Origin of the sequence: Streptococcus pseudopneumoniae (genome assembly GCF_001072665.1) — a bacterium.
GTDB lineage: Bacteria > Bacillota > Bacilli > Lactobacillales > Streptococcaceae > Streptococcus > Streptococcus pseudopneumoniae_S.
In genome coordinates, this window is the sequence record NZ_JVJI01000110.1 from 40,420 (window position 1) to 65,042 (window position 24,623).

Annotated in this window: 23 protein-coding genes and 1 pseudogene; 4 read left to right on the forward strand and 20 right to left on the reverse strand. The window is 39.4% G+C overall.

Features of this window, described 5'->3' with window-relative positions:
• Window positions 1–3 precede the first annotated feature (3 nt).
• The 6 genes from ADH52_RS05800 to efeO form a co-directional block, all read right to left on the reverse strand.
• Complete coding sequence (locus ADH52_RS05800) at window positions 4–711, reverse strand: IspD/TarI family cytidylyltransferase (protein WP_004259627.1); 708 nt, start codon at window positions 709–711, stop codon at window positions 4–6.
• Between the two features lie 337 nt (window positions 712–1,048).
• A complete protein-coding gene (locus ADH52_RS05805) occupies window positions 1,049–1,219 on the reverse strand; it encodes a twin-arginine translocase TatA/TatE family subunit (RefSeq protein WP_049491767.1) in 171 nt (56 codons plus the stop codon).
• Window positions 1,203–1,934 (reverse strand): twin-arginine translocase subunit TatC, encoded by a 732-nt coding sequence (gene tatC, locus ADH52_RS05810; protein ID WP_049510543.1) that lies wholly within the window; start codon window positions 1,932–1,934, stop codon window positions 1,203–1,205. Before tatC ends, ADH52_RS05805 begins: the two co-directional genes overlap by 17 nt.
• Entirely contained in the window at window positions 1,935–3,623 is a 1,689-nt protein-coding gene (locus ADH52_RS05815) for an FTR1 family iron permease (protein WP_049510544.1), read from the reverse strand. It abuts the gene before it with no gap.
• Window positions 3,598–4,812: an iron uptake transporter deferrochelatase/peroxidase subunit gene (gene efeB / locus ADH52_RS05820; RefSeq protein ID WP_049510545.1), complete on the reverse strand. Its 1,215-nt coding sequence runs from the start codon at window positions 4,810–4,812 to the stop codon at window positions 3,598–3,600. Before efeB ends, ADH52_RS05815 begins: the two co-directional genes overlap by 26 nt.
• A gap of 5 nt (window positions 4,813–4,817) precedes the next feature.
• Complete coding sequence (gene efeO, locus ADH52_RS05825; protein ID WP_049510546.1) at window positions 4,818–5,690, reverse strand: iron uptake system protein EfeO; 873 nt, start codon at window positions 5,688–5,690, stop codon at window positions 4,818–4,820.
• Between the two features lie 186 nt (window positions 5,691–5,876).
• Here efeO and ADH52_RS05830 point away from each other — a divergent pair, with 186 nt between their 5' ends.
• Window positions 5,877–6,176: a YbaB/EbfC family nucleoid-associated protein gene (locus ADH52_RS05830; protein ID WP_000981526.1), complete on the forward strand. Its 300-nt coding sequence runs from the start codon at window positions 5,877–5,879 to the stop codon at window positions 6,174–6,176.
• A 169-nt stretch (window positions 6,177–6,345) separates the two neighbouring features.
• Here the strand turns inward: ADH52_RS05830 and ADH52_RS05835 are convergent, their stop codons facing one another.
• The 7 genes from ADH52_RS05835 to ADH52_RS05865 all read right to left on the reverse strand — a co-directional run bounded on the left by ADH52_RS05835 (window position 6,346) and on the right by ADH52_RS05865 (window position 16,290).
• Window positions 6,346–7,206 (reverse strand): methionyl aminopeptidase, encoded by an 861-nt coding sequence (locus tag ADH52_RS05835; RefSeq protein WP_000631543.1) that lies wholly within the window; start codon window positions 7,204–7,206, stop codon window positions 6,346–6,348.
• A 15-nt stretch (window positions 7,207–7,221) separates the two neighbouring features.
• Entirely contained in the window at window positions 7,222–8,499 is a 1,278-nt protein-coding gene (gene spxR / locus ADH52_RS05840) for a CBS-HotDog domain-containing transcription factor SpxR (RefSeq protein ID WP_000033822.1), read from the reverse strand.
• Window positions 8,492–9,043, reverse strand: a complete 552-nt coding sequence (locus ADH52_RS05845) for a GNAT family N-acetyltransferase (protein WP_049510547.1) — start codon at window positions 9,041–9,043, stop codon at window positions 8,492–8,494. The genes spxR and ADH52_RS05845 overlap by 8 nt, the downstream gene beginning before the upstream one ends.
• A gap of 15 nt (window positions 9,044–9,058) precedes the next feature.
• A complete protein-coding gene (locus tag ADH52_RS05850; RefSeq protein ID WP_049510548.1) occupies window positions 9,059–10,318 on the reverse strand; it encodes a UDP-N-acetylglucosamine 1-carboxyvinyltransferase in 1,260 nt (419 codons plus the stop codon).
• 219 nt (window positions 10,319–10,537) lie between these two features.
• The gene (gene pyk / locus ADH52_RS05855) at window positions 10,538–12,043 is read right to left on the reverse strand and encodes a pyruvate kinase (protein WP_004259601.1); all 1,506 of its coding nucleotides are present in this window, start codon (window positions 12,041–12,043) and stop codon (window positions 10,538–10,540) included.
• A gap of 56 nt (window positions 12,044–12,099) precedes the next feature.
• Window positions 12,100–13,107 (reverse strand): 6-phosphofructokinase, encoded by a 1,008-nt coding sequence (gene pfkA / locus ADH52_RS05860; RefSeq protein WP_000820863.1) that lies wholly within the window; start codon window positions 13,105–13,107, stop codon window positions 12,100–12,102.
• An 81-nt stretch (window positions 13,108–13,188) separates the two neighbouring features.
• Window positions 13,189–16,290 (reverse strand): DNA polymerase III subunit alpha, encoded by a 3,102-nt coding sequence (locus ADH52_RS05865; protein WP_049510549.1) that lies wholly within the window; start codon window positions 16,288–16,290, stop codon window positions 13,189–13,191.
• 289 nt (window positions 16,291–16,579) lie between these two features.
• Here ADH52_RS05865 and ADH52_RS05870 point away from each other — a divergent pair, with 289 nt between their 5' ends.
• The 3 genes and pseudogenes from ADH52_RS05870 to ADH52_RS05875 all read left to right on the forward strand — a co-directional run bounded on the left by ADH52_RS05870 (window position 16,580) and on the right by ADH52_RS05875 (window position 19,806).
• Window positions 16,580–18,862, forward strand: a complete 2,283-nt coding sequence (locus tag ADH52_RS05870) for a Xaa-Pro dipeptidyl-peptidase (protein WP_049510550.1) — start codon at window positions 16,580–16,582, stop codon at window positions 18,860–18,862.
• Window positions 18,863–19,034: 172 nt separating this feature from the next.
• Window positions 19,035–19,339: pseudogene (locus ADH52_RS11685) on the forward strand (Xaa-Pro dipeptidyl-peptidase); the annotation flags it as partial.
• Window positions 19,336–19,806, forward strand: coding sequence for an arginine repressor (locus ADH52_RS05875; RefSeq protein ID WP_049510551.1), 471 nt, complete (start codon window positions 19,336–19,338; stop codon window positions 19,804–19,806). The pseudogene ADH52_RS11685 and the gene ADH52_RS05875, both read left to right, overlap by 4 nt.
• Before the next feature lie 43 nt (window positions 19,807–19,849).
• On the opposite strand, the gene ADH52_RS11485 is transcribed toward ADH52_RS05875, so the two are convergent.
• The 7 genes from ADH52_RS11485 to ADH52_RS05910 all read right to left on the reverse strand — a co-directional run bounded on the left by ADH52_RS11485 (window position 19,850) and on the right by ADH52_RS05910 (window position 24,620).
• Entirely contained in the window at window positions 19,850–20,008 is a 159-nt protein-coding gene (locus tag ADH52_RS11485) for a hypothetical protein (RefSeq protein ID WP_007284777.1), read from the reverse strand.
• A gap of 9 nt (window positions 20,009–20,017) precedes the next feature.
• Window positions 20,018–21,328 carry a GTPase ObgE gene (gene obgE / locus ADH52_RS05885; RefSeq protein ID WP_042899739.1) on the reverse strand — a complete coding sequence of 437 codons (1,311 nt, stop codon included), beginning with the start codon at window positions 21,326–21,328 and terminating at the stop codon, window positions 20,018–20,020.
• Window positions 21,329–21,391: 63 nt separating this feature from the next.
• Window positions 21,392–21,526, reverse strand: coding sequence for a DUF4044 domain-containing protein (locus tag ADH52_RS05890; protein ID WP_000863855.1), 135 nt, complete (start codon window positions 21,524–21,526; stop codon window positions 21,392–21,394).
• A gap of 58 nt (window positions 21,527–21,584) precedes the next feature.
• Window positions 21,585–21,761, reverse strand: a complete 177-nt coding sequence (locus ADH52_RS05895; protein ID WP_025170725.1) for a PspC domain-containing protein — start codon at window positions 21,759–21,761, stop codon at window positions 21,585–21,587.
• A gap of 30 nt (window positions 21,762–21,791) precedes the next feature.
• Window positions 21,792–23,117 (reverse strand): glycosyltransferase family 4 protein, encoded by a 1,326-nt coding sequence (locus ADH52_RS05900; RefSeq protein WP_049510552.1) that lies wholly within the window; start codon window positions 23,115–23,117, stop codon window positions 21,792–21,794.
• Between the two features lie 15 nt (window positions 23,118–23,132).
• Complete coding sequence (cpoA, locus tag ADH52_RS05905) at window positions 23,133–24,176, reverse strand: alpha-galactosylglucosyldiacylglycerol synthase (RefSeq protein ID WP_049510553.1); 1,044 nt, start codon at window positions 24,174–24,176, stop codon at window positions 23,133–23,135.
• Window positions 24,177–24,290: 114 nt separating this feature from the next.
• Complete coding sequence (locus tag ADH52_RS05910) at window positions 24,291–24,620, reverse strand: metal-sulfur cluster assembly factor (RefSeq protein ID WP_000331921.1); 330 nt, start codon at window positions 24,618–24,620, stop codon at window positions 24,291–24,293.
• Between the last annotated feature and the right edge of the window lie 3 nt (window positions 24,621–24,623).

Genomic DNA, 24,623 nt, shown 5'->3' on the forward strand with positions numbered 1-24,623 from the left:
TTATTACTCTTCCTCAATCATGCTTTTTGCAATCTTCAAATCTGTTACTGTAGTAATTTTCAGATTTGAATATTCACCCTTAGCCAAGGCTACATCTTTTCCTTTGATTACAAAGATTTTACATGCATCTGTTAAGATTTCTTTCTCTTCGGCAGAGAGAGAACCGTAAAGATCCATGAAGTCCTTGCAACGGAATGTTTGAGGCGTTTGTCCTTGATAGAGGTGAGCACGATTTGGAATATCTGTAATAAATTGACCGTTAGTACTTTCAACGATAGTATCAACCGCTTCTACCACTGTGTCCACTGCGTCATGATTTTGAGCAAGTTGGATATTGTCCTGAATCATGCGAAGCGTAATGAATGGACGAACAGAATCGTGGGTAACAACGATGTCCTCTGGAGTAAGCGGACGATAAGCATCAATGGCTTCAATGATTTTCTCAATACTCGTATTACGGTCAGCACCACCTTTTGTAATGATGATACGATCTTTATGAAGAGGTAGATATTTATCTACAAGATCCTCTGCATGGGAAACCCAGTCTCCATGAACCCCAACCACAATTTTTTCAATACTTGGTTCCAAGACAAATTTTTCAATTGTATGAATCAAAATAGGTCGATCACCTAGCTCTAAAAATTGTTTTGGCAAATTACTGATTCCCATACGTGTGCCAGTTCCACCGGCAAGAATTCCTGCATAAATCATCTATTTTCTCCTTTGTCTTACTAAAAAAACTTATTCTCTCTATTATACCACAATCTAGTCCTATCATAAAAGAAATACTAGTCATCCCGTTCTAGAATAGGAGGATTAAGCAGTTCCATTATTCAAAGAAACTAGTCCATTTCTAGTAGTGACTAGGAATTCAATAGTCATTACTAATAAATGGCTGTGAAATTTTAGAGTTCTTCAGAATAATATAGTTTTCTTAAAGAAAGCTTAAATTTATATTTTCTTAATACAAGAAAAAGCTAGGAAATAATAAATTGTCCGATAGAGACACACTTCCTAACTTTTTATTTTTTAGTAAAACTCACCAGTCTTACTCTTCCTTATCTTGATTTTCAGTTCCTTTAACTGCTTTTTTAAATTCAGACAGCATTTTACCGATTGACTCTCCTAGTTCAGGCAATCGCTTTGGTCCGAAGATCATGAGAGCTCCTAAAACGATAATAATCAATCCTGGTGCTCCGATATCACGTAAGATTCCCATTTCTCTCTCCTTTCTGCTTGCGTTTCATAATGTGTTTGCTGATGGAAATACTTAATTCATAGAGTAAAATCAAGGGGGCAGTCATTGCCAAATCGCTGACAAAGTCAGCTGGTGTCAAGATGACTGCGAGTACCAATAAAATAAAATAAGCATATCGGCGATAAGCAATCAATAATTCTGGTCCAATGAGTCCAATTGACGTCAAAAAGGCAATGATAACTGGCAATTCAAAAATCAGAGCCAAGGGCAAAGTCGTTTGAAAAACAAAGTACAGATAATTTTGAGCTGTTAACTGTGTTTCAAATAGTCCTTCTCCTAGCCCTAATAAAACCTGAAGTAAGGCTGGTGTTACAAAGTAAAAACCAAAAGCCAGTCCAACTAGAAAACAAAGGAAACTAGCTGGAATATAGGCAAAAATTGCTCTAGCTTCTTCCTTTCTTAAACCAGGTTTGATGAAAGACCAAATATGATAAACTGTATAAGGTAGGGTAATGGTAAAGGCCATCAGACTAGCCAAACGTATGTAAATCCATAAAATATCATTTGGCCCTAAAACAATCAACTTTTGCTGAAAAGATTGGGTTACATACTGGTAAATCTGGTCTGCACAAAGCAGAGAGACACAGAAAACAAAAAAGAAACAAATGACCACTGCCAATAATCTCTTTCTAAATTCTACCAGATGTTCAACGATTGTCAATTCTTTTCTATCCATCTATTTTTCACCCTGTCTGAAAGTGACAATCAAAACGATAACAACAAAGATTAGCTGACTGACCAAGCCTTCCCAACTTGGATAAATTCCAAGAAGGTCGATTGTTGGAAATCCTGTCAGCAAGTGGTTAGAAGCCATATTGGTCAACTGAAGAGCATGGACACTAACTCCCAGCATCTTGAAGGCTAGGGCATAAATCATCCAAGTCAGGATAAAGAAGACCTTATGTGGCAGGAAGAATTGACTGGCCTTGTTCATCACAACGGCAATAATTAGCAGAACCAGCAAGGCAAGTGAGATTCCCAAGACAAATTCAAAGCTAGAAATTCTTGGTAAAATCCCAACATAAAAAAGAATGGTTTCTGCTCCCTCACGGAAAACAGCTAGAAAACTGAGGGCAAACATGGAAACAAAGGAGCCTGTCTTAGTCACTGTTTCCATTTGTGACTCCATAAAGGTATTCCATTTTTTGACCGAGGATTTGTTGTGAAGCCAGATTCCAATCACAATCATCATAGCTACCGCAAAAATCCCCACTGCTCCTTCTATTATTTCACGATTGGAGCCTGATGTTACTGCTGGAAAGGCAATTTGCAGAATAAAAGCAATAAGAAGACTGGCCATGATTCCTGTGATAGCACCACTATAGACCCACTTGAGCCCTTTACGCATCTTAGCTGCTTTCAAGGTCGTCACTAAGGCCATAACGATTAAGAGCGCCTCTACTCCTTCTCTTAGGAGAATGAGCATAGCATCAAAGGCATTGTATCGTGAACTGGTATCAATTTGTGATAAATCTACAATCAGTTTTTCTAATTTTTCTTGATATTCCTTCTCACTTCCCTTGACCATAATCACAGGGCTTTCACTTTCCACTCGAGTATAGAGGGAAGGATTGGTCGTGCTAACAGAACCTTCAATCGTTGGCCAGATAGTAATAAATTCCTTCATACTGGCTGCTCCTGATGCTTGGTCACCAGCTTGGAATTGTTCCAAAGCCTTCTTCAAAAGGGTAATACCATCTTTAAGGCTTAAATCAGGAGATGCTTCTGCGACTTCTTTCCCGGTTACAAAATCATCGATAGCCTTTTTAAAGTCCTCAAAGGAAGTCTGGATGGAGTTAAAATCCGTAGGCTCGGTTTCCATGCTACTACGCAGGAAGGAAATAGCTGTTTCAACACTTCCATAATGGGCCGTACTATTGTCACGAACCACACTTTCATTGATAGTCCAAGTGGAATTCATTTTCTTAAAGGATTCTCGAACCTTTGCCAAATCTTTGGAGGCAATGGCCTGTTCCAGCGCTTCAAAACGAGGACTTAGACGGTTTACCAATTTTTCCTTTTCCGCATCTAAGTCAACAGGATTTTGTTCTTTTTCAAAGGCTAATAAGGCTGCAGAAAGTTCTGTGAGTTTGTCTTCAGTAATCTCACCTGATTGAGCTAACTTTTCCTTAACAATCTTACCAGCCTCTGAATCCTTATTTTCTACTATTTCGAAGTCTGATGCCATCTCCGTAACAAGTTTCTGGGCCTCAGTCTGATTGCCATTTTTGACCGCTTTGGACGCATCTGTGATTTTCACAAAGTAAGAACTCAGACTCTCTTGGGCACCTACTGGAGACAGAATTAAAAATGACAAAGCTAAAACCAAGAACCAGCTTTTAGCCTTCCAGTAATTTTTGTCCAATGTAGCCTCCTTTCTCCACACCACCAAAGCAAGCAAATAGGCCACTACCGATGTGAGTGTTATATTCATTCATCTTATCTGTAGCACCTAGATTGGTTTGAACCTTGACAAAATTATCAGGATCTTTCTGGAAAGAAATGAAGAGCAAGCCCGTATCAAACTGGCCAGTCTTTTCATCAATTCCATCAGAGTAAGAATAAGAACGACGTAAAAGGGGCTTATCCACTTCTTTGGCCAAACGAACATGCGAATCATCTGGTAAAAGACTCAAATCCACTTCATCAAACTCATTTTTCTTACCAAAGGGGGCACCACTTTCCTTGTAACGACCAAAGGTATTTTCTTGTTCTTCAAGACTAGTGCGGTCCCAGGTCTCTAAAAACATCTGAATCCGACGAACTGCCATATAAGAACCATTTTCCATCCAGTCCTTACTATCAGCCCAGATGACGCGGTCAAAGTCTTGCTCCTTGGTTGGATTTGCTGTCCCATCTTTAAAACCAAAGAGGTTACGCGGAGTCTCCATTCGATCGCCGATAGCTGCAAAACCAGACTGACTCCAACGAAGGGTCACTGCATTTCTTCCCTTACGGATGAGGTTGCGAATAGCATGAAAGGCAACTTGCTCATCATCTGCACAAGCCTGAATCACAATATCTCCACCAGTATATTTTTCACGTAATTGCTCTTTAGGAAAAGGCGGTAAATCCCTGAACACTTGAGGACGCTTGCTTTCTAAGTTCATCTTTTTCAAGAAACTGGCAGACACACCAAAAGTCAGCGTCAGACGATGAGGATTGAGCCCGACTGTCTCACCAGTATCGCTCGGAGGCAAGAGAGCATTCTGGCCATCTTTTTTGACCAGCTCTCCCTCAACTAACTTGGCACTATAATCTGTCCAATCCTTGAATAGTTGGATAATCTTATCTCTATCCGTCGTGTGCAAGTCCAAGACAACAAAATAGATATTCTTTTGCATGGGCGTACTAATCCCAGCTTGATGCTTGCCATAAAAAGCAATTTTTTCATTTCCGTACGAGATTTTTTCCTGACTTCCTAGCTTAGGTGCGAAAAAAGCAGAAGCACCAGAGAGTCCTAGCGCTAAACCAGCCCCTCCAATCCCTGCTTTTTTTAGAAATTCTCGACGGTCCATTTTCTTCTCAAAAAACTTTTCGTCTTTTTCAGTCATGACTCTTACTCTCCACTAAGAAATTTACCCATTTGTGATAGAGGTTCACCAAGTTTTGTCACAGCTTCTGACAATTCTTTGGTATCTTCTTTTGTCAAATCTGTATAAAGTTTGTAGTGTTCCTTGTCGGTCATGTGTTTGTCCAACAAGCTATTAACAGATTTGAAATCTGCTTCCAATTCTTTAACTAGGTTAGCGTCTGATTTTTCAAGCAAAGGTTTAAAGAGTTGGAAAATCTTCTCAGCTCCCTCAATATTGGCACGGAAGTCATACAAGTCTGTGTGAGAATAAATTTCCTCTTCACCTGTAATCTTACTTGTTGCCACTTCGTTAAGCAAGTCAACTGCTCCAGTCAACATGACCTTGTAGTCCACATCCACAGTTGCAATCTTGGCTTTCAATTCCTTGATATCATTTACCAACTGATCACCGTAGCTTTCAGTTCCTTTAGTTGTATTGTCTTCCCAAAGGATACGCTCGATACGGTGGAAACCTGACCAACCTTCCTCTGTCTTGTTTTCGTCCATGTAGTCTGCCAAACGGAAGTCAATCTTGACATCTGACTCACCAAAACTTTCAGCAATCGGTTCTGAACGCTCATAAGACATACGAATCAGTGGATAAACCTTCTTAGCTTCTTCTAACTTACCTTCTTTCAAAAGTTTGACAAAGCCTTCCGTATCTGTCAACAGTTTATCGATTTGCTCTTGCACAAAAGTCTTATATTCAGCAGTGGCCTTATCAAGCATTTTCTGCTTATCTTCAGACAAGGCTGTCACCTTGGACGAATCACTTGTGTTACTTGGCTTAGATTGATTATTAGCACAAGCTGTCAATAGCAAGGCTGAAGATAAAAGGACAAAACCTAGTTTTTTCATTGTTTACTCCTATTGCTTCAGGAAACCTGAATTAATTTTACGTTTCATTATACCATGTTTTCACTCATTTTTCAATAAATTTTCAGACAATTTAATGTTGAGTAATTTATACTAATAATAGACTTTTAACCTCAAAATTGATAAAATAGGAAGGAAAATAATTGTAAAAGGAAACTATAAAACACTATGATGAACATGCAAAACATGATGCGCCAAGCACAAAAACTTCAAAAACAAATGGAACAAAGTCAAGCCGAACTTGCGGCTATGCAATTTGTTGGCAAATCTGCTCAAGACCTTGTCCAAGCGACCTTAACTGGAGATAAGAAAGTTGTCAGCATTGACTTCAATCCAGCTGTCGTTGACCCAGAAGACCTTGAAACTCTTTCTGATATGACCGTTCAAGCAATCAACTCTGCTCTTGAACAAATCGATGAAACTACCAAGAAAAAACTGGGTGCTTTCGCTGGGAAATTGCCATTCTGAGCATAAGAAAAAAGCTCCATAATATCTGTAGATAAGTCTCCTACAGATATTATGGAGCCTATTTTGTTGTCTTCAAAAGCCTGAAAACATCAATAAAATGCGTTTATTTTATATGAAAAGATCTACTGAATTTTTCAAAATAAACTTCCAGTAGTCTTTTCACTTTTTATTAATAAGTTCCTTCTTCACCTTGACTAGTCAAGATAACTGGTCCATCTTTAGTAATCACGAATTGGTGTTCATATTGACAAGATAAACCACCGTCAATGGTCTTATGCGCCCAGCCAGTTTTCATATCTGTATCAATTTCCCAGTCACCTGTATTGATCATTGGTTCAATGGTCAATACCATTCCTTCACGGAGACGAAGCCCACGACCAGCAATACCATAGTTAGGAACCATTGGTTCTTCGTGCATGGTTGGACCAACACCATGACCAACCAAATCACGTACTACACCGTAACCACGACTTTCAGCGTATTCTTGAATAGCTGCACCAATATCACCAATACGATTTCCAACAACAGCTTGCTCGATTCCCTTGTACATAGCTTCTTTGGTTACATCCATCAAGTTTTTCACTTCTTCGGACGGCGTACCAACAGCATAAGCCCAACATGAGTCTGCTAGGCCACCAGAGTAGCTCTGGGTGTATTTTTTCATTTGCTCCACATTGTTGAAGTTTAGTTTTGAGACATTCAGGTCAGATTTAGCAATAGGACCTCCCAAAACCATATCAACCTTGAGCAAATCACCATCTTTCAAGATATAGTGACGAGGGAAAGCGTGAGCTACTTCATCGTTAAGAGAGCAACAAGTAGCATAAGGATAGTCCATCATGGCACCGTCAACCCCAATCTGAAGTGGAAGGAAATTTTCTTCCTTACAACGACGGCGAACGTATTCTTCAACTTCCCACATATCTACTCCAGGCTTAATCAAATCACGTAAGCCAATATGGATACTTGCTAAAAAATCACCGGCCTTATCCATAGCTTCGATTTCACGAGCTGATTTTAATGTTATCATTTTTTCTCCTAGTTTCTAATTAATTTTAACGGTTACATTTGCTTTTGAAACAATCTGGTGACCATGATAAATATCGTAATCAATAATAGCTGATCGTCTAGTATGGTGGATAATGCGTGCTTGAATACGCAATATATCATCAATCTGAACAGCCTGCAAAAAGTAGATTAGCATCTGCTCAATAATAAGATTTCGACCACTATTCACAACCAAATCTTGAGTCATGTGGGTTAGAATTTCTGCCAATACACCATTAGCCAAAACACCGTTCTTCTCTAGCATAAAGGGTTCCACTGTAATGACTACTTCATCATGGTGATAAGAAAGTTTTTGACCAATCTGCTCAGAAAAAGTCGGTAGAGCAGAAACTTGGGAACGACTCATCTTCTCCATGACATCTCGTCTGGTTACAACCCCAAGCAAGGTTTGATTATTTCGAACAACCGGTACCATTTCAAAGTCTTCAGCAATCATCCGTTGACTCACATTAGCAATATTTGTCGATAATCCAACCAAAAATAGACTACGAGACATGACCTTATCAATTGTGGTACTTGGTGACTTATCACCAGCATCTCTCATGGTTACAACTCCAACAACAACCTGATGTTGATTGATAACCGGGAAACGACTGCTACGATTCTTACGAACTAAGTCCAAATAATCTTTAACAGTGTCTGTCTCTCTCAGAAAACCATATTCATGACTCGGACGATAAAGTTTCTCAACTGTCAAAATATCTGTTTTGATTTGGACATTTGACAAGGCTTTATTGATCATGGTCGCAACGGTGAAAGTGTCATGTTTGCTTCTTAAAACAGGAATTCCTTTTTGATTAGCCAGTTTAATCACATCATCATGAACCTGAAATCCACCTGTCACAAGAACGGCATTTTCATTTTCCAGCGCTAATAATTGAATACGAGTCCGGTCTCCGACAATCAAGAGTCCCCCATCATGAAGGTAAGACAAAATATTTTGCTCAGTCATGGCACCGATTGAAAACTTACTAAATTCTCTCTCTAAACCTTCTTGCCCAGCCAAAACCTCAGAAGAAGTCACTTCTGCAATTTCTGCAAATGTTAATCTTTCAATAGCAACTTTCTGAGATTTAACACGGATAGTACCACTTCTTGGACGAGTCTCTACAATTCCACGATTTTCAGCTTCTTTAATGGCCCGATAAGCCGTTCCATCACTGACTCCTAGATGGTTGGAAATACTTCGAACACTGACTCTTTTACCAACGGGTAATTCTTCCAAATAACTTAGAATTTCTTGGTGTTTACTCATTAATTTCTCCCTTTACAAAGCGAAACTCAAGATAATCACGCATTTTCCTTGTATAACGATCACTACCTTTAAACTGACGAATCAATCGAAATCCAGCCTTAAGAGCAACCCTTTGGCTAGCTTCATTTTCAAGGTGAGTAATGATGGCTAATTGTTTTAAGCCAAACTCCTCAAAAGAAAGCTGACAAATTTTTCTAACAACCTCTGTCATAAAACCTTGACAACATGCATCTTTTCTCAAAAAATAACCAAGTTCTGCTTCTTTTTTAATTTCGTCTAGCTTTTCAAACTTAATTGAACCAATCATTTTTTCAGTTTTCTTGTCACAAATAGCCCATACACCTAAAGGAGACTTCATAAAATAATTGGCCAGTGCATATTGACTCTCTTCCAAACTAGCTTGACTTGGAAAAATGAATTGTAAATTTTCTGGATTTGAAGCTATATCATGGAAGTCCTTACTATCACTAAAAAAGAAAGGACGCAAATACAAGCGATCCGTTTCAAAAAAAGAAAACATTGCTAATTTGGTCCAAATATTCATAAACACCTCTACGGTTTATTCTTCAACAAGTGTAATATCCGCTCCTAGATTACGTAATTTTTCAATAATATCTGAATAACCACGTAAGATGAACTCAATATTTGTAATTTCAGTTTTACCTTCAGCCATTAGTCCAGCAATGACAAGTGCTGCCCCAGCTCTAAGGTCAGTAGCTTTTACATTTGCACCACGTAAACTACGTCCACCAGTATATAAAATATGGTCGTTTGTAGTCGTAATATCTGCGTCCATCTTTGCTAGTTCAAAAACATGGTTTACTCGTTTTTCATAAATGGTATCAATAATGGTTCCACGCCCCTCTGCTGTTAACAGAAGAGGAGTAATTGGTTGTTGCAAGTCAGTAGCAAAACCTGGATAAGGAGCTGTCTTAATATTGATTGCTTTCAAATTAGACTGTTCCTCAACAAAAATACTGTCTTCAGATACAGTCATTCTCACACCCATTTCTTCCAACTTAGCGATGAATCCTTCTAAGTGTTCGTATAATACATTGTTGATACGAATTCCCTTACCAACTGCTGCAGCTAAGGAAATGTATGTTCCCGCTTCGATACGGTCTGGAATCACCTGATGACGCGTTCCATGTAATCTTTCAACACCATCAATAATGATAATATTGGTTCCAGCACCACGGATATGGGCTCCCATATTATTCAAAAGTGTCGCAACGTCAATAATCTCAGGTTCACGGGCTGCATTTTCAATAATAGTACGCCCATTTGCTTTAACCGCAGCAATCATCGTATTAATCGTCGCACCAACGCTAACCGTATCCATGTAGATACTTGCGCCGTGAAGTCCTGTATCTTTGGCAGATAACTTCATGTTATCACCCTCGTAGCTAACAGTTGCTCCCATAGCTTCAAAAGCCTTAAGATGTAAGTCAATAGGGCGAGGTCCCAAATCACATCCACCAGGTAAACCAACAGTAGCTTCACCAAAGCGACCTAAAAGACTTCCATAAAAATAATAAGATGCACGAAGACTATTGATTTTCCCATAAGGCATTGGAATATTTTGAACACCTCTTGGATCAATCTCTAACACATCATCATAACGCTTAACGGTAGCCCCCATTAACTCCATGATTTCGACAAGACTAGCAACATCGGAAATATCTGGCACACAATCCAAAGTCACCACATCATCAGCCAAAATAATAGCTGGAATTAAGGCCACAACGCTATTTTTAGCACCACTAATGGTAATCTCACCTTGCAGGGGTAAGCCACCATTGATAACAATTTTTCTCATTTTAAATTTTTAATACTCTTTCAAAATTTCTAAAAAGGTCCTACGTTAAAGTATACCATAATTTCACCTTTTTTTCCATCATTTTCAATTATATTAGCTGAATCGTATTTGTATTAACTGGCCTTTTTTAAAAAGTTTTGCCCCTTATTTGCCCCCTGCTACAAAAAAACCTATCATACAGGCTAGAAAGCTTGATATGATAGGCTTTTTTCATTTTAATTAACGTACTGTACGGATACGCATTGTGTTTGTACGTACAGCTTCTCCAACTGGTACACCAGCTACGATAACGATATCGTCACCAGATTGTACAAGACCTGCTTCAACTGCTTTACGTTCAGCAATTTCGAACATATCATCAGTTGATGATGGAGCATCTGTCAACATTGGGATAACACCCCAGTTCAACATCAATCCACGTTCTGTCAATTCGTCAAATGTCAATGCCAAGATATCAGCATTTGGACGGTATTTAGAAATCAAACGTGCAGTGTGACCTGTCTTAGTAAGAGTTACAACCAATTTGATATCCATTGAGTTAGTAGCATCTTTAACAGCTGAAGCCATTACTTCTGTCTTAGAGTTACGTTCAAATGAATCTGAGTTCAAACGACCGTATTCGTTAAGAAGAGTCTGAGCGTTCTTGTCGATTGTAGCCATTGTAGTTACTGACTCAAGTGGGTATTTACCGTTTGCAGACTCACCTGAAAGCATTGTAGCATCAGTACCGTCGATAACAGCGTTGAATACGTCTGATACTTCTGAACGAGTTGCACGTGGTTTTTCAGTCATTGTTTCAAGCATGTTTGTTGCTGTGATAACAACTTTACCTGCAGCATTGACTTTCTTGATAATCATTTTTTGGTAAACTGGAACCATTTCGAATGGTACTTCGATACCCATGTCACCACGAGCGATCATGATACCATCAGCAGCTTCGATGATTTCATCCAAGTTGTCGATACCTTGTTGGTTTTCGATTTTAGCGAACAATTGAACGTGTCCGTTTCCAGTTTCTTTACAGATTGCACGTACTTCGTTCACGTCTTTTGCAGTACGTACGAATGAAATCGCGATGAAGTTAATTCCTTGTTCAAGACCAAAGCGGATATCGTCGTTATCACGTTCAGCAAGAGCTGGGAAAGGAATTTTAGTGTTAGGGATGTTAACACCTTTTTGTTTAGCAATTACACCATCGTTTTCAACTTCAACTTCAAACTCACGAGTTGCGTCATCTTTAGCAACCACACGAAGACCAAGTTTACCATCGTCAACCAAAACTTGACGACCAACTTCAACATCATCATAGATATCAAGAGCACCAGCAACGTTCAATGCGATCACATCACGAGTTGATTTGATTCCTTGTTTAGTAGCAACACGGATTTTTTCACCAGTTGTGTAAGAGTACTCTTTTGCATCTCCTTCAAACAATTCAGTACGGATTTCTGGTCCTTTTGTATCAAGAAGGAAACCAACTTTTTTACCTGCAAGTTTTTCAGCAAGTTTAACAGTTGCCATACGGTCACCTTGTTCTTGGTGATCACCGTGTGAGAAGTTGAAACGGAATGTGTTAGCACCAGCTTCGATCAATTTAGCAATGTTTTTAGCTGAAGCTTCAACATCAAGTTTTTCACCCCAGTATCCGTCATCGCCAAATTTTTTACCACCACGGATTTCTACCGCAGGTCCCAAAGTTGCAACGATTTTTACACGTTTATTCATGATTTTTGTGACTCCTTTATATATGACCTTTTTGGTCTTATTAACTAAATTATAAATTATGATAAGCTCTTATTCAAGCTAGATAGCTCAAGGTCAGCTTTATGTGGGTTGTTAACCACAATCTTACCATCTGCAGTAAGGCTAAACAATGCTCCTTCTTCTGCAGTTCCAAGAATTGGGTTTTCAACCATTTTTTCGTTACGGATACCAACCGCAACACCACCGATACCTTCTTTAAGAAGTTTAACGGCATGTGCACCCATACGTGATGCCAAAACACGGTCACGCGCAGTTGGAGAACCACCACGTTGAATATGTCCAAGTTCTGTCACACGAAGGTCGCTTGTATCTCCAGCTTCTTTAAGTTTTTGACCAAATTCAGCTGCTGACATCACACCTTCTGCCAAGACGATGATATTGTGTTTTTTACCACACTCGTATCCACATTTAATGCTTTCTACGATATCTTCAATCTTGAATCCTTCTTCAGGAATGATGATTTCATCAGCACCAGTTGCAATACCAGCCCAAAGAGCGATATCACCTGCGTTACGTCCCATAACTTCGATAACAAATGTACGACGGTGACTTGATGATGTATCACGAATCTTATCGATAGCATCCATAGCAGTAGTAACCGCTGTGTCAAAACCGATTGTGAAGTCAGTACCAACAATATCGTTATCGATTGTACCAGGAAGACCGATAGCTGGGAATCCATGTTCAGTCAAACGCATAGCACCGTGGTAAGATCCGTCACCACCGATAACAACTACACCTTCAATTCCGTGTTTTTTCAATTGCTCAATCCCTTTAAGTTGCCCTTCAAGTTGAGCGAACTCTGGGTAACGAGCAGAGTGAAGGAAAGTACCACCACGAGAAATGATGTCTCCTACTGAAGCCGCATCTAGGGGATGAATTTCACCAGCAACCATACCAGCATATCCATCATAGATACCAAATACTTCCATTCCTTCTGAAATTGCTTGACGAACAACTGCACGGATAGCAGCGTTCATACCAGGGGCGTCTCCACCACTAGTCAAAACAGCAATACGTTTCATATTGGTTATGCTCCTTTTTCTTTTAACATTCTTACTGATTATATCACATTTAAATGGAAAATTCTTCTATTTTCCGTAATTTTAGCGATAAATCGTTTTCATAACGATTCCACCTAATTTCGCTTCTAATTCAGTGGATTTAACTACAAAATGATGGGGGGAAACAATTGTTCTCTGTTCCTCTTCATACCTGATGATGACTGGGATTGGGCCTTTATATTGATCTAAAATTCTCGAAATTTCTTGATCTGAGTCATGATTTTTCACCTGAATCCAAAAACGCTCAGCTACTGCTTCTCTTATTTCTTGTGCAATCATTTGCAGACGGCCATCTCGTAACTGGATTTTTCCTTTTATATAGTAGAAAGCTCCTTCTCTTACTTCCTGCCCAACCTGACGATATAAGTCTGAAAAGAGTGTGACATCCAATTTTTTCTTACTGTCATCCACCTGTAAGAAAGCCATATTTTCACCTTTTTTGGTACGAATTACTTTTATTTTCTGAACTTCAACCAAAATAATAGCGTAGCTATTTTCTGACAAATTTCCAATTGGGATAATCGGGTAAATAGCCTTACCTGCAATAGCTTGTAAGGGATGTTTGCTGACTCCTACTCCTAGAAGCTCTTGTTCCATGTAGAATTTTTCTTGGTCCATCCAATCTTCCGATTCCTGCCAACTATATATCGTATCACCAAACAAGCTTCCTAACTCTTTCACAAATTCAAATAGATTAGCTAAATTATTGAATACTTTTTGACGATTTTTTTCAAATAAATCGAAAAGACCAACTTTTACCAAAGGTTCTAGCAGAGGAAGTTTCAGATAATTCTCAGGTAATTTAGCTATAAAATCTTCAATGCTCGAATAGGGTCTATTTTCAATAATCCAAAGCGCCAAATCCTTGCTGAGCCCCTTAATCGATTTCAAACCTAGATAGATGGACTTCTTTGCAATTTTATCGTGATAGGGAATAGTATTAATGGACAATGGGGCTACTTCAAAACCTGCTTCTAAGGCATCTGTTACATAATCACTGTTGACAGAATTCAACATAATTTGATAAAAGATGGCTGGATAATGCGTTTTGAAATAAGCCAACTGGAAGGCTAAGGCTGAGTAGGCATAGGCGTGAGATCGGTTAAAACCATAACCTGCAAACTTCTCCATAACATCAAAAACCTGCTCTGCTTTTTCCACAGTATGACCAGCTTCTATGGAGCCTTGAATAAAGGAAGCCCTCATCTCATGCATGGCAGAGGCATCCTTTTTACCCATAGCTCGACGCAAAATATCGGCTTTCCCAAGACTAAATCCAGCAAATCGCTGAGCAACCTGCATAACCTGCTCCTGATAGAGCATAATGCCATAAGTTGGAGCCAAAATATCCTCCAGAGCTGGATCGAGAACAGTCACTTCTTCCTGCCCATGCTTTCTTGCCACAAAATTATTGATGTAGTCACTGGCACCTGGTCGATTTAGAGAAGTAGTTGCTACGACATCTTCAAAACAGACTGGTTGCACACGTTTGAGCAAGCGAATGGCACCAGGTTGTTCAAATTGAAAGATACCTTTTGTATTACCAGAAGCAAAAAGAGCTAACGTTTCTTTGTCTTCCAAATCAATTTCTTCTATTTTTATATGAATACCTTCTGTTTCTGCAAGTAATTCTTGCATCTTCTGGACAAAGGTCAAATTTCTTAGTCCCAGAAAATCCATCTTCAAAAGTCCACTTGCTTCGACTCCATGAGCATCATATTGAGTCAGTGGAATTTCGTCACCATGCTTTAGAGGGATGTAATTGGTCAAATCTTGGTCGCTGATTACAACACCAGCTGCATGGACAGAGGTTTGTCTTGTATATCCCTCAATCTTGCAGGCAATTTCAAAGGCTTTTTGGTATTCTAACTTACTATTAATTTGCTGACGAAACTGGAGGTTACCCTCATAGGCCGACTTGAGATTATCACGAAAACTGATTTTTTTGGTAATTGCAGATAATTCATACTCTGGCACACCAAAACGTTTCAAGACATCACGTAAAGCTTGCTTGGCCCCAAAGGTAGAAAAAGTAACGATTTGAGCCGCATGTTTACTACCATATTTATTACCAACATATCTGATAAAATCTGGACGATAAATATCAGGAATATCAATATCAATATCAGGCATGGTATAGCGTTCACGATTGAGGAAACGTTCAAAAATCAGATTTTTCTGAACTGGGTCAATCCCTGTAATGTCTAGAGCATAGGAAACCAAGCTACCAACTGCAGAACCCCGTCCCATTCCCATATAATAGCCATTCGAACGTCCAAAACGCAATAAATCCCAAACAACCAAGAAATAATCATCAAAGCCCATATCATGAATAACAGCCAATTCTTGGTCTAGACGGTCTTGATATTCTTTACCAGTTAACCCCTTCTGAGCAAGCCCCATCTCAGCACGTTCTCTCAATTCTTCTACTGCTGGCCTTGCTGGATTAAAACGAGGTAATTTTAAACTAGTATCCAAGTCATAAGAAATACCTGAAATTAGCTTTTCTAGGTTTTCCAAGGCTTGAGGAAAACGTTCTTGGAATAGTTTCTCTAAAGAACTTGCTGATATAAAAACATCTTGTCTCGAACGCAAAGGAACTTCTCTGAGCGGTAGATTTTCTTTAATCGCTGTTAATACTTGAAGAACTTCTCTATCCTTACTTTCAAATGTGTTGACCCGATACAATGGCAAAATAGGATGATGAAATTCGCTGGCCAGTGTTTCTGGATAAACCCCTATATAGTAATCACAACCTAGATTTAACAACTCAAGTTCTTCAAAATAAGGCACAATTACCGCAATATCCTCTAGATACTGTGATAGAACTGACCAACTTTTCTCCCCCTGCATCTTGGCTGTTGAAAGTTTCATCAACTGCTGGTAGCCCACACTAGATAGAGCTAAAAAGCGCAGATTCACATCTTTATCATCTACAAGCACATTCATTTCAAGCCCTAACAAAGGATGAATGCCGTATTTTTTTGTAACCTCTAGAAAATCGAAAGCCCCGTAAAGATTGTCAATATCCATCATAGCCAGATGAGTGTAGCCATAGTCTTTTGCTACTCTCACATACTTGTCGATTGAAATGACACTCTCCATAAAACTATAGACTGTTTTTGTATCTAGTTGTGCGATCAATTTACACTTCTCCTCTATCGTTCTCACTATATTATACCATTTTCTTAAAATTTCTATTACTATTACTGATACTTTAATATCTAATAGCTCAAATCATAGTTAATTAGACAATCCTTGGATGATTTCCAACAGTACCACTAATATTTTTGTATTTAAGCTTATCATTTCACATGTTTATTTTATAAATACTTATTTTTATTTATTATAGTTTCTATTAATTTTTATAGTATCTTTTCTCTCTATTTTTTGATATAATAACCTTAATATATTTCATAAGTAGGAGGCTTTTATGCGTTTTAATCAATTCAGCTATTTTGCGCTACCTAGAGATACAATTATCTTTGAATTAAAAAAGTATGGATTTGATTTACCAGTCAACATCACAAATAAAAAAATGCTTGAAGCGTTTCTTATTCGTTTCTTTTTTAATTATAAAGATAGTGCCTATCCTCTATCCTGTTTAGCAGTTGATAAAGAAACTGACTTACTGACTTTTCTTCAGTCAGACAAAGAGTTGACTGCAGATATTTTCTATATTGTAGCCTTTCAACTTTTAGGTTTTTCTTACTTGGTTGACTTCGAGGACAGTGATGTTTTTCGTAAAGAAACTGGTTTTCCCATCGTATACGGTGATTTGATTGAAAATCTCTATCAGTTACTCAATACTCGTACCAAAAAAGGGAACACACTTATCGACCAACTTGTTAGTGACGGTCTTATTCCTGAGGATAATGACTATCACTACTTTAACGGCAAAAGTTTAGCAACTTTTTCTAGCCATAATGTCATTCGAGAAGTCGTTTACGTTGAGTCTCGTGTCGATACTGACCAAAAATGTCTACCAGACCTAGTCAAGGTCAGCATTATTCGTCCTCGTTATGATGGAAAAATCCCTGCTATCATGACAGCCAGCCCCTACCATCAGGGAACAAATGATAAAGCCAGCGACAAGACTCTCTACAAGATGGAGGGCGAGCTTGAAGTGAAGCCTGCTCACAAGATTGAGCTAGAGGAGCCTCAACTAAATCTCGTCCAAGCTCAAGGTCAAGCTGAGCTTGTGTCAGAAGCTGAGGAAAAGCTAACGCACATCAACGCTAGCTATAGTCTCAACGACTACTTCCTTCCACGAGGGTTTGCTAATCTCTATGTTTCAGGTGTTGGTACCAAAGACTCTACAGGTTTCATGACTAACGGGGACTACCAGCAAATAGAGGCTTATAAAAATGTCATTGACTGGCTCAATGGTCGCTGCCGTGCCTTTACTGACCATACGCGCCAGCGTCAAGTCAAGGCTGACTGGTCAAACGGAAAAGTAGCCACAACTGGACTTTCTTATCTAGGTACTATGTCCAATGGTCTTTCGACTACAGGTGTAGATGGTTTAGAGGTTATCATTGCCGAGGCTGGTATTTCTTCGTGGTACAACTACTACCGTGAAAACGGTCTGGTAACTAGCCCAGGTGGATATCCAGGGGAGGACTTTGACTCCCTTGCTGAACTAACCTACTCTCGTAATCTCTTGGCTGGTGACTATATTCGCGGGAACGAAGCTCACCAAGCTGACTTAGAAAAAGTAAAAGAGCAACTGGATCGCAAGTCTGGCGACTACAATCAGTTTTGGCATGACCGTAATTATCTACTCAATGCCCATAAGGTAAAAGCAGAGGTTGTCTTTACCCATGGGTCTCAGGATTGGAATGTCAAACCACTTCATGTTTACCAGATGTTCCATGCCCTTCCTGCTTATATAAATAAGCATCTCTTTTTCCATAATGGCGCTCATGTTTATATGAACAACTGGCAATCCATTGACTTCCGTGAATCCATGAATGCCTTATTGACTAAGAAATTATTGGGACAGGAAACGGAATACCAACTTCCTACTGTTATCTGGCAGGACAATACAGCTCCTCAGGCTTGGTTATCACTTGATACATTCGGTGAGCAAGAGAACTTTGAAACCTTCTCACTTGGTCAAGAAGTGCAAGTCATTCAAAACCAGTACTCAGATAAGGATTTTGAGCGTTATGGTAAGACCTACCAGACCTTCAATACGGAACTTTATCAAGGGAAAGCCAATCAAATCACTATTGACCTTCCTGTGACTAAAGATCTTCACTTGAACGGTCGTGCTCAGCTCAATCTACGTATCAAATCCAGCACAAATAAGGGGCTCTTATCTGCCCAACTGCTAGAATTTGGACAGAAAAAATACCTGCAACCTTATCCAGCTGTTTTAAGTGCTAGAACCATTGACAACGGTCGCTACCATATGTTGGAAAATCTCAACGAATTGCCTTTTCGCGAAAATGCACAACGCGTCGTGACAAAAGGCTACCTCAATTTACAAAATAGAAATGATTTACTGTTAGTAGAGGATATTACTGCAGATGAATGGATGGATATCCAATTTGAATTGCAACCAACTATTTACAAGTTAAAAGAAGGAGACACTCTTCGTTTAGTCCTCTATACTACTGACTTTGAAATCACAATCCGTGACAATACCGCTTACCACCTGACTGTCGATCTTGAACAGTCTAGTCTTATCCTACCTTGTCAAAAGGTATAATGTACCAGACTTTTAAGATGAAACTATTTCCACTTGAACTGTTAAACTACACATAAACTTAGTATCAAATTCAATCCTAGTCTAGACCTATGACGTAGCTAAAACTGGACCTTTGACAAAAGATACTAAGAATCTAACCAACATGTGTAACCATTTATAACACTCGCTACCACACCACATGTTGGAAAATCTCTGTGAATTGACATTAATCGTAAATTCACAACAAGTCGTGACAAAAGGCTACCCAAATTGAAGGATTTACTGTTAGTAGAGGACACCAATGTAGATAAACGGATAGATAGCCAATTCATCTCCACCCAACTAGTGACAAGTAAAAAGAAGGAGACTCACTCCGTATCGTTCTAAATTACTACTGACTTTGAAATCTTCATACGTGACAATACCGCTTACCACCCGACTGACGTTCTCGTTCAGTCCACGCTTTCTGTACCTTGTACAAGGAGTAACATTTTATGAATAAATCTGAACACCGACACCAACTCATACGAGCTCTTGTAACGAAAAACAAGATTCACACTCAAGCTGAGCTACAATCTCTGCTTGCCGATAATGATATTCAAGTTACACAAGCTACACTTTCGAGAGATATTAAAAGCATGAACCTTTCAAAAGTGCGAGAAGAAGACAACTCTTACTACGTGCTCAATACAGGTTCAATCTCAAAATGGGAAAAACGCCTCGAAATTTACATGGAAGATGCTCTTGTCTTGATGCGCCCAGTTCAACATCAAGTCCTACTAAAAACCCTTCCTGGACTTGCTCAATCCTTTGGTTCTATCATTGATGCATTGAGCTTCCCTGACGCTATCGCTAGCCTCTGTGGCGATGATGTCTGTCTTGTCATCTGTGAAGATGCAGAAGCTGCCCAAAAATGCTTTGAAGAGTTGAAAAAATTCGCTCCACCATTTTTCTTTGAAGAATAAAAAAAATTCCGTGTCTCATATGGCACGGAATCTTTTATCTATTTTACTGAGATGGATTATCTTTTTTAGTTCGTGCCAATCTCAGGGCACGATTTGGATTGAGACGATTAAACAGTTCTTCCAATTTCTTTTCATTCCAAACATCTGCGGCGGAAACAAAATTGCCATCCGCATCTCGGAAAGATATCGGTTTATCTCCCATACCAGTCTCCTAGTCTACAAATTCAAACTCAAATTTACCAATGCGGACCAAGTCCCCATCTTTAGCACCACGCGCACGAAGGGCTTCATCAACCCCCATACCACGAAGCTGGCGGGCAAATTTCATGACAGACTCGTCACGATCAAAGTTGGTCATATTAAAGAGTTTCATGAGTTTTTCACCAGAAAGTACCCATGTCGCATCGTCATCACGGCTAATTTCAAAGGCTTTTTCTTCCTCGTCAAATCCATAGTAAGCCTCTTCTTCCATATCTGACTCGTCGTAGAGCAAGAATTCTGGTGTCTTGTCTAACAATTCAGCTGTAGCATCCAAAAGCGTAGCCAAACCTTGCTTGGTTAAACCAGATATTGGGAAAATAGCTGGCAACTCTTCAAATTCATCGTAGTTTTCAGCTAATTTTTTCTTGAATTCTACAAGATTTTCCTGACTCTCAGGCATGTCCATCTTATTAGCTACAATAATCTGTGGACGCTCCATCAGACGGAGATTATATGACTCCAGCTCTTTATTGATGGCAAGATAATCCTCATAAGGATCACGGCCTTCGCTAGCTGACATATCAATAATATGAAGGATGACACGTGTACGCTCGATGTGACGGAGGAATTGAGTTCCCAAACCAACACCTTGACTAGCGCCTTCAATCAAACCTGGTAGATCGGCCACTGCAAAGGATTCACCTGATTGGGTACGAACCATACCTAGATTAGGCACAATTGTCGTAAAGTGGTAGGCACCAATTTTAGGTTTAGCAGATGTGATAACACTTAAAAGTGTTGATTTCCCAACAGATGGGAAGCCTACTAAACCAACATCTGCAAGGATTTTAAGTTCTAACTGTAACTCACGTTCCTGACCTGGTTCTCCATTTTCAGAGATTTCAGGTGCAGGATTTTTTGGTGTTGCAAAGCGGATATTTCCACGACCACCACGACCACCGTGGGCCACGATAAATTCTTGACCGTGTTCAATCAAATCTGTTAAAACTTTGCCAGTTTCTGCATCACGGACAGTCGTACCTTGTGGTACTCGAACTCTAAGGTCCTCAGCACCACGACCATGCATTCCTTTGGTCATTCCTTTTTCACCAGATTCAGCCTTGAAATGACGATTGTAGCGGAAATCCATCAAGGTACGTAAACCTTCATCTACAACGAAGACTACATTTCCTCCACGACCTCCGTCACCACCCCAAGGGCCACCATTAGGGACATATTTTTCACGGCGAAAGGCAACCATACCATCGCCACCATTACCAGCCTTGACCTTGATCTTGGCTGTATCTAAAAACATACTCATTTTTTCTACTCACTTTAAAAAAGGGCTGGGAAATCCCAGTCACAAAATTTTCTTGAATCTATTTTATAGATTACTGAGGGCACCAATTGCAGTTGCAAAAATTCCCAATAAACTTGCTACTAGCATGATAATCACGATAAACAAGGTTATTTTCTCAAACAAGGTTTTTTTACGATTTCCATTATCTCCAAATGCCATTTTTCTCTCCTTCGTTACATTCTATTTTCTATTATCTTAGCATGAATTCAGCTAGTTTTCAATAGTCAGTTGATACAGGTGCAATAATCCATAAAATGATATAAGCTACAATTCCTGCTCCGTAACCAAAAGCAAGAACACCCCATATTACACGAACAATAGTAGGATCTATATCAAAATAATAAGCCACGCCAGCACAAACACCCGCAATCTTTTTATCACGCCCACTTCTCATTAATTGTTTTTTTCATAGCTGTTCCTCTTTCTATTCTTCATGGTCTTTCCAATAATCTCTTATGCTAATTAACTGCGTTTTTGAAGCCTTCAGCATGCGTCTAGAGCCTTTTACGGGTACAGCAACCACCTGTTGTGGAAGGTACAAAACAGTTTTAAAGATTCGCTGACTGACCGTATCATCTTTAGCCAAATCTTTCTGGAAGTTATTTGAAATGATGGCATCCAGATAAAACTCATGCACTCGTTTTCCAAAGTTCTCAGCTGAAATCTCGTACAATTTCTCTGATAAGGTATGCTCATTCATGTCCGGCGTAGCAATCAGGGCTTCCAGAATAGCACCAGCCAAATCATGTTCTCCATAGTACAAGGTTCCAAACATTTTATCACTGATCAGATTGTCCAGATAAGGATTTCCATGAGCAATTAGAGGTGTCCCACTGGCTAAGCTTTCCAAGTATGTCAAACCTTGCGTTTCACTTGTCGATGCCGAGATGAAGAAATCCGCTGCCTTATAGTAGAGAGCTGTCTCACTAGGAGCAATCATCCCTGTAAAGACAACTGAGTCTTGAATCTCTAGTTTCTGGGCTTGCTCTTTGAGGTCATTCAGATAAGGACCATCTCCAGCTACCACCAGTTTAACCTTGTCTTCTTCTTTCAGAACTTCTGCAAAGGCTGCTAAAACTGCTTGAATATTTTTTTCATAGGAAATTCTGGAAAGACTAAGCAACATCTGTTCATCACCTTGAATCCCTAATTTAGTACGCAGTTCTTTCAAGTTTTCTTGCTTGATTTCAGGACGCTCAAACTTGGCTAATTCAATCCCAGTTGGAATGACCCGCTTTTCAACCTTAACCTTATAGTCAGATAGCAAGTCACGGACAATCTCACTCGGGCATATCACCCCATCCACATCATGCAGGAAACCTCTGACTAAGTACTTGACCATACTAGGACGAATCAACATCCCCTTAGCAATATAATGCACATAGTCTTCGTACTGGGTGTGATAGGTATGGATGACTGGAATTTTCAATTCACGCGCAATCCAAATTCCCAGCAAGCCAAGAGAAAATTCTGTCTGAGTATGGATAATATCTAGCTGATACTGTTTGGCAATTTCAAGCGCCTTGCTAAAACCTCGGTAGGCAAAGCGACGATCTTTAAAAGCAAAGAAAGGAACACTTGGAATGCGGATGATTTGCCAATCTTCGTAGCGATTGACATCCTTATCTGTCGTCGTAAAGATAAAAACAGCATGCCCCTGCTTTTCAAGTTCTGTTTTTAAGGTTCGTATACTGGTCGCAACACCTGAAACCTGAGGAAAATAGGTATCTGTAAATAAACCAATTCGCATAGATTACCTCACTTTTTATTTTCTCCCTAAAGTGGCTTGTTTCTCATAAAAGTCCAACCAGATTTGTAAGAGATGCTCTTCTGAATACTCTCTAGAAATATTCTTAGCTTTTTCTTTCAAATCTTTTAAAGCAGCAGGATTTGCTTGATATTCTAAAATAGCCTCTTTCATCTCTTCCCTATCTGCTGTCGCCCGATAATTTCCCTCTAAAATCACCTTATAGAGGTCCAAATCACGCAACATAATAGGAGCTTCACAACTGGCAGCTTCTAAAATGGTCATAGGGAAAAGTTCATTGTAACTAGGCAACAAGAAAAGATCCGCTAAAGCATACAATTCGCGCATCCGCTCTGGTGACACAATACCTGGAAAAATCAAATTTTTAGGAGGATTTTCCATAATTTTCTTGTAGCGTTCATAACCATCTGTCATACCACCAAAAGAGAAACCACCAGCCCAGATAAAGGTAATCTGAGGCAATTCCTCAGCCAGACGAATAAAATCATCAATCCCTTTACGTTTCTGAACTTGACCAGCACCGACAACAACAAACTGTTCATCAGCTAAATCCATTTCCTGACGAAGTTTCACTACTTGTTCAGCTGGAAGGGGATGCCATTTTTCCTTATTGACGAAGTTAGGAATATAGGTCACCTTTTCGCGTGGAATACCAGCTGCCACCAAATCCTCGATAAACATAGGATTTACCACCACCAAGTGCTCCATCCGGTTGTAAAAAGAAAATACATAGCGTTTCACAATTCCCTTTAAGAAAAATGGAATTTTCAAACTCCCCTCAAGTGTATCAGGCAAGAAATGCACATAGCCAATTTTCCTCCCTGAGCGTTTCTTTTGGAATGTTGATAAATAATAGGGGAAATCAATCGTATGAAAGTGAGTCACGTCTGCCTCAATCGGAAGATTTTCTGTAACAATCAATTGATCCTTGGCATCACGATGAAGAAGACGTACTAATTCACGGTAGGCACCTGAAACTCCTTGTCCTGCTACTTTCTCACTTGAACTCAACATATTGATGCGTAATTTCTTTTTTTCCATAGCTACTATTATATCATTTTCTTTGAATAAAATCAGCAAAAGAAAGGAGAGACTAGAGGAAAAGAGGGGAAATTTCCTCGCTTTTCCAATAATCTCTCACATGGTTTTATATGTTTACTTAATGCCTAGGGCAATGCGTGCATAACGACTCATTTTCTCAACTGTCCAGGCTGGATACCATACCAATTTAACCTCAGTATCCGTCACTTCTGGAACCTCTGTCATGGCATCATAAATCTGATCTGTCAAAAGGTCTGCTAGGGGACAACCCATAGTTGTCAAAGTCATATCGATCTCTGTTTGCCCTGTGTCGCCGTCAAAACGAATCTCATAAATCAAACCAAGATTGACAATATCGATTCCCAGCTCAGGGTCGATGACTTCTTCCAAGGCTGTTAAAATCCGTGTTTTAATGTTATCAATTTGTTCTTCTGTATAAGCCATATT

Excerpts from the sequence above, each read along its gene's own strand:
- ADH52_RS05800 (WP_004259627.1), bottom strand. The coding sequence starts at position 711 with ATGATTTATGCAGGAATTCTTGCCGGTGGAACTGGCACACGTATGGGA.
- ADH52_RS05805 (WP_049491767.1), bottom strand. The coding sequence starts at position 1,219 with ATGGGAATCTTACGTGATATCGGAGCACCAGGATTGATTATTATCGTT.
- tatC (WP_049510543.1), bottom strand. The coding sequence starts at position 1,934 with ATGGATAGAAAAGAATTGACAATCGTTGAACATCTGGTAGAATTTAGA.
- efeB (WP_049510545.1), bottom strand. The coding sequence starts at position 4,812 with ATGACTGAAAAAGACGAAAAGTTTTTTGAGAAGAAAATGGACCGTCGA.
- efeO (WP_049510546.1), bottom strand. The coding sequence starts at position 5,690 with ATGAAAAAACTAGGTTTTGTCCTTTTATCTTCAGCCTTGCTATTGACA.
- ADH52_RS05830 (WP_000981526.1), top strand. The coding sequence starts at position 5,877 with ATGATGAACATGCAAAACATGATGCGCCAAGCACAAAAACTTCAAAAA.
- ADH52_RS05835 (WP_000631543.1), bottom strand. The coding sequence starts at position 7,206 with ATGATAACATTAAAATCAGCTCGTGAAATCGAAGCTATGGATAAGGCC.
- spxR (WP_000033822.1), bottom strand. The coding sequence starts at position 8,499 with ATGAGTAAACACCAAGAAATTCTAAGTTATTTGGAAGAATTACCCGTT.
- ADH52_RS05845 (WP_049510547.1), bottom strand. The coding sequence starts at position 9,043 with ATGAATATTTGGACCAAATTAGCAATGTTTTCTTTTTTTGAAACGGAT.
- ADH52_RS05850 (WP_049510548.1), bottom strand. The coding sequence starts at position 10,318 with ATGAGAAAAATTGTTATCAATGGTGGCTTACCCCTGCAAGGTGAGATT.
- pyk (WP_004259601.1), bottom strand. The coding sequence starts at position 12,043 with ATGAATAAACGTGTAAAAATCGTTGCAACTTTGGGACCTGCGGTAGAA.
- pfkA (WP_000820863.1), bottom strand. The coding sequence starts at position 13,107 with ATGAAACGTATTGCTGTTTTGACTAGTGGTGGAGACGCCCCTGGTATG.
- ADH52_RS05870 (WP_049510550.1), top strand. The coding sequence starts at position 16,580 with ATGCGTTTTAATCAATTCAGCTATTTTGCGCTACCTAGAGATACAATT.
- ADH52_RS05875 (WP_049510551.1), top strand. The coding sequence starts at position 19,336 with ATGAATAAATCTGAACACCGACACCAACTCATACGAGCTCTTGTAACG.
- ADH52_RS11485 (WP_007284777.1), bottom strand. The coding sequence starts at position 20,008 with ATGGGAGATAAACCGATATCTTTCCGAGATGCGGATGGCAATTTTGTT.
- obgE (WP_042899739.1), bottom strand. The coding sequence starts at position 21,328 with ATGAGTATGTTTTTAGATACAGCCAAGATCAAGGTCAAGGCTGGTAAT.
- ADH52_RS05890 (WP_000863855.1), bottom strand. The coding sequence starts at position 21,526 with ATGGCATTTGGAGATAATGGAAATCGTAAAAAAACCTTGTTTGAGAAA.
- ADH52_RS05895 (WP_025170725.1), bottom strand. The coding sequence starts at position 21,761 with ATGAGAAGTGGGCGTGATAAAAAGATTGCGGGTGTTTGTGCTGGCGTG.
- ADH52_RS05900 (WP_049510552.1), bottom strand. The coding sequence starts at position 23,117 with ATGCGAATTGGTTTATTTACAGATACCTATTTTCCTCAGGTTTCAGGT.
- cpoA (WP_049510553.1), bottom strand. The coding sequence starts at position 24,176 with ATGGAAAAAAAGAAATTACGCATCAATATGTTGAGTTCAAGTGAGAAA.
- ADH52_RS05910 (WP_000331921.1), bottom strand. The coding sequence starts at position 24,620 with ATGGCTTATACAGAAGAACAAATTGATAACATTAAAACACGGATTTTA.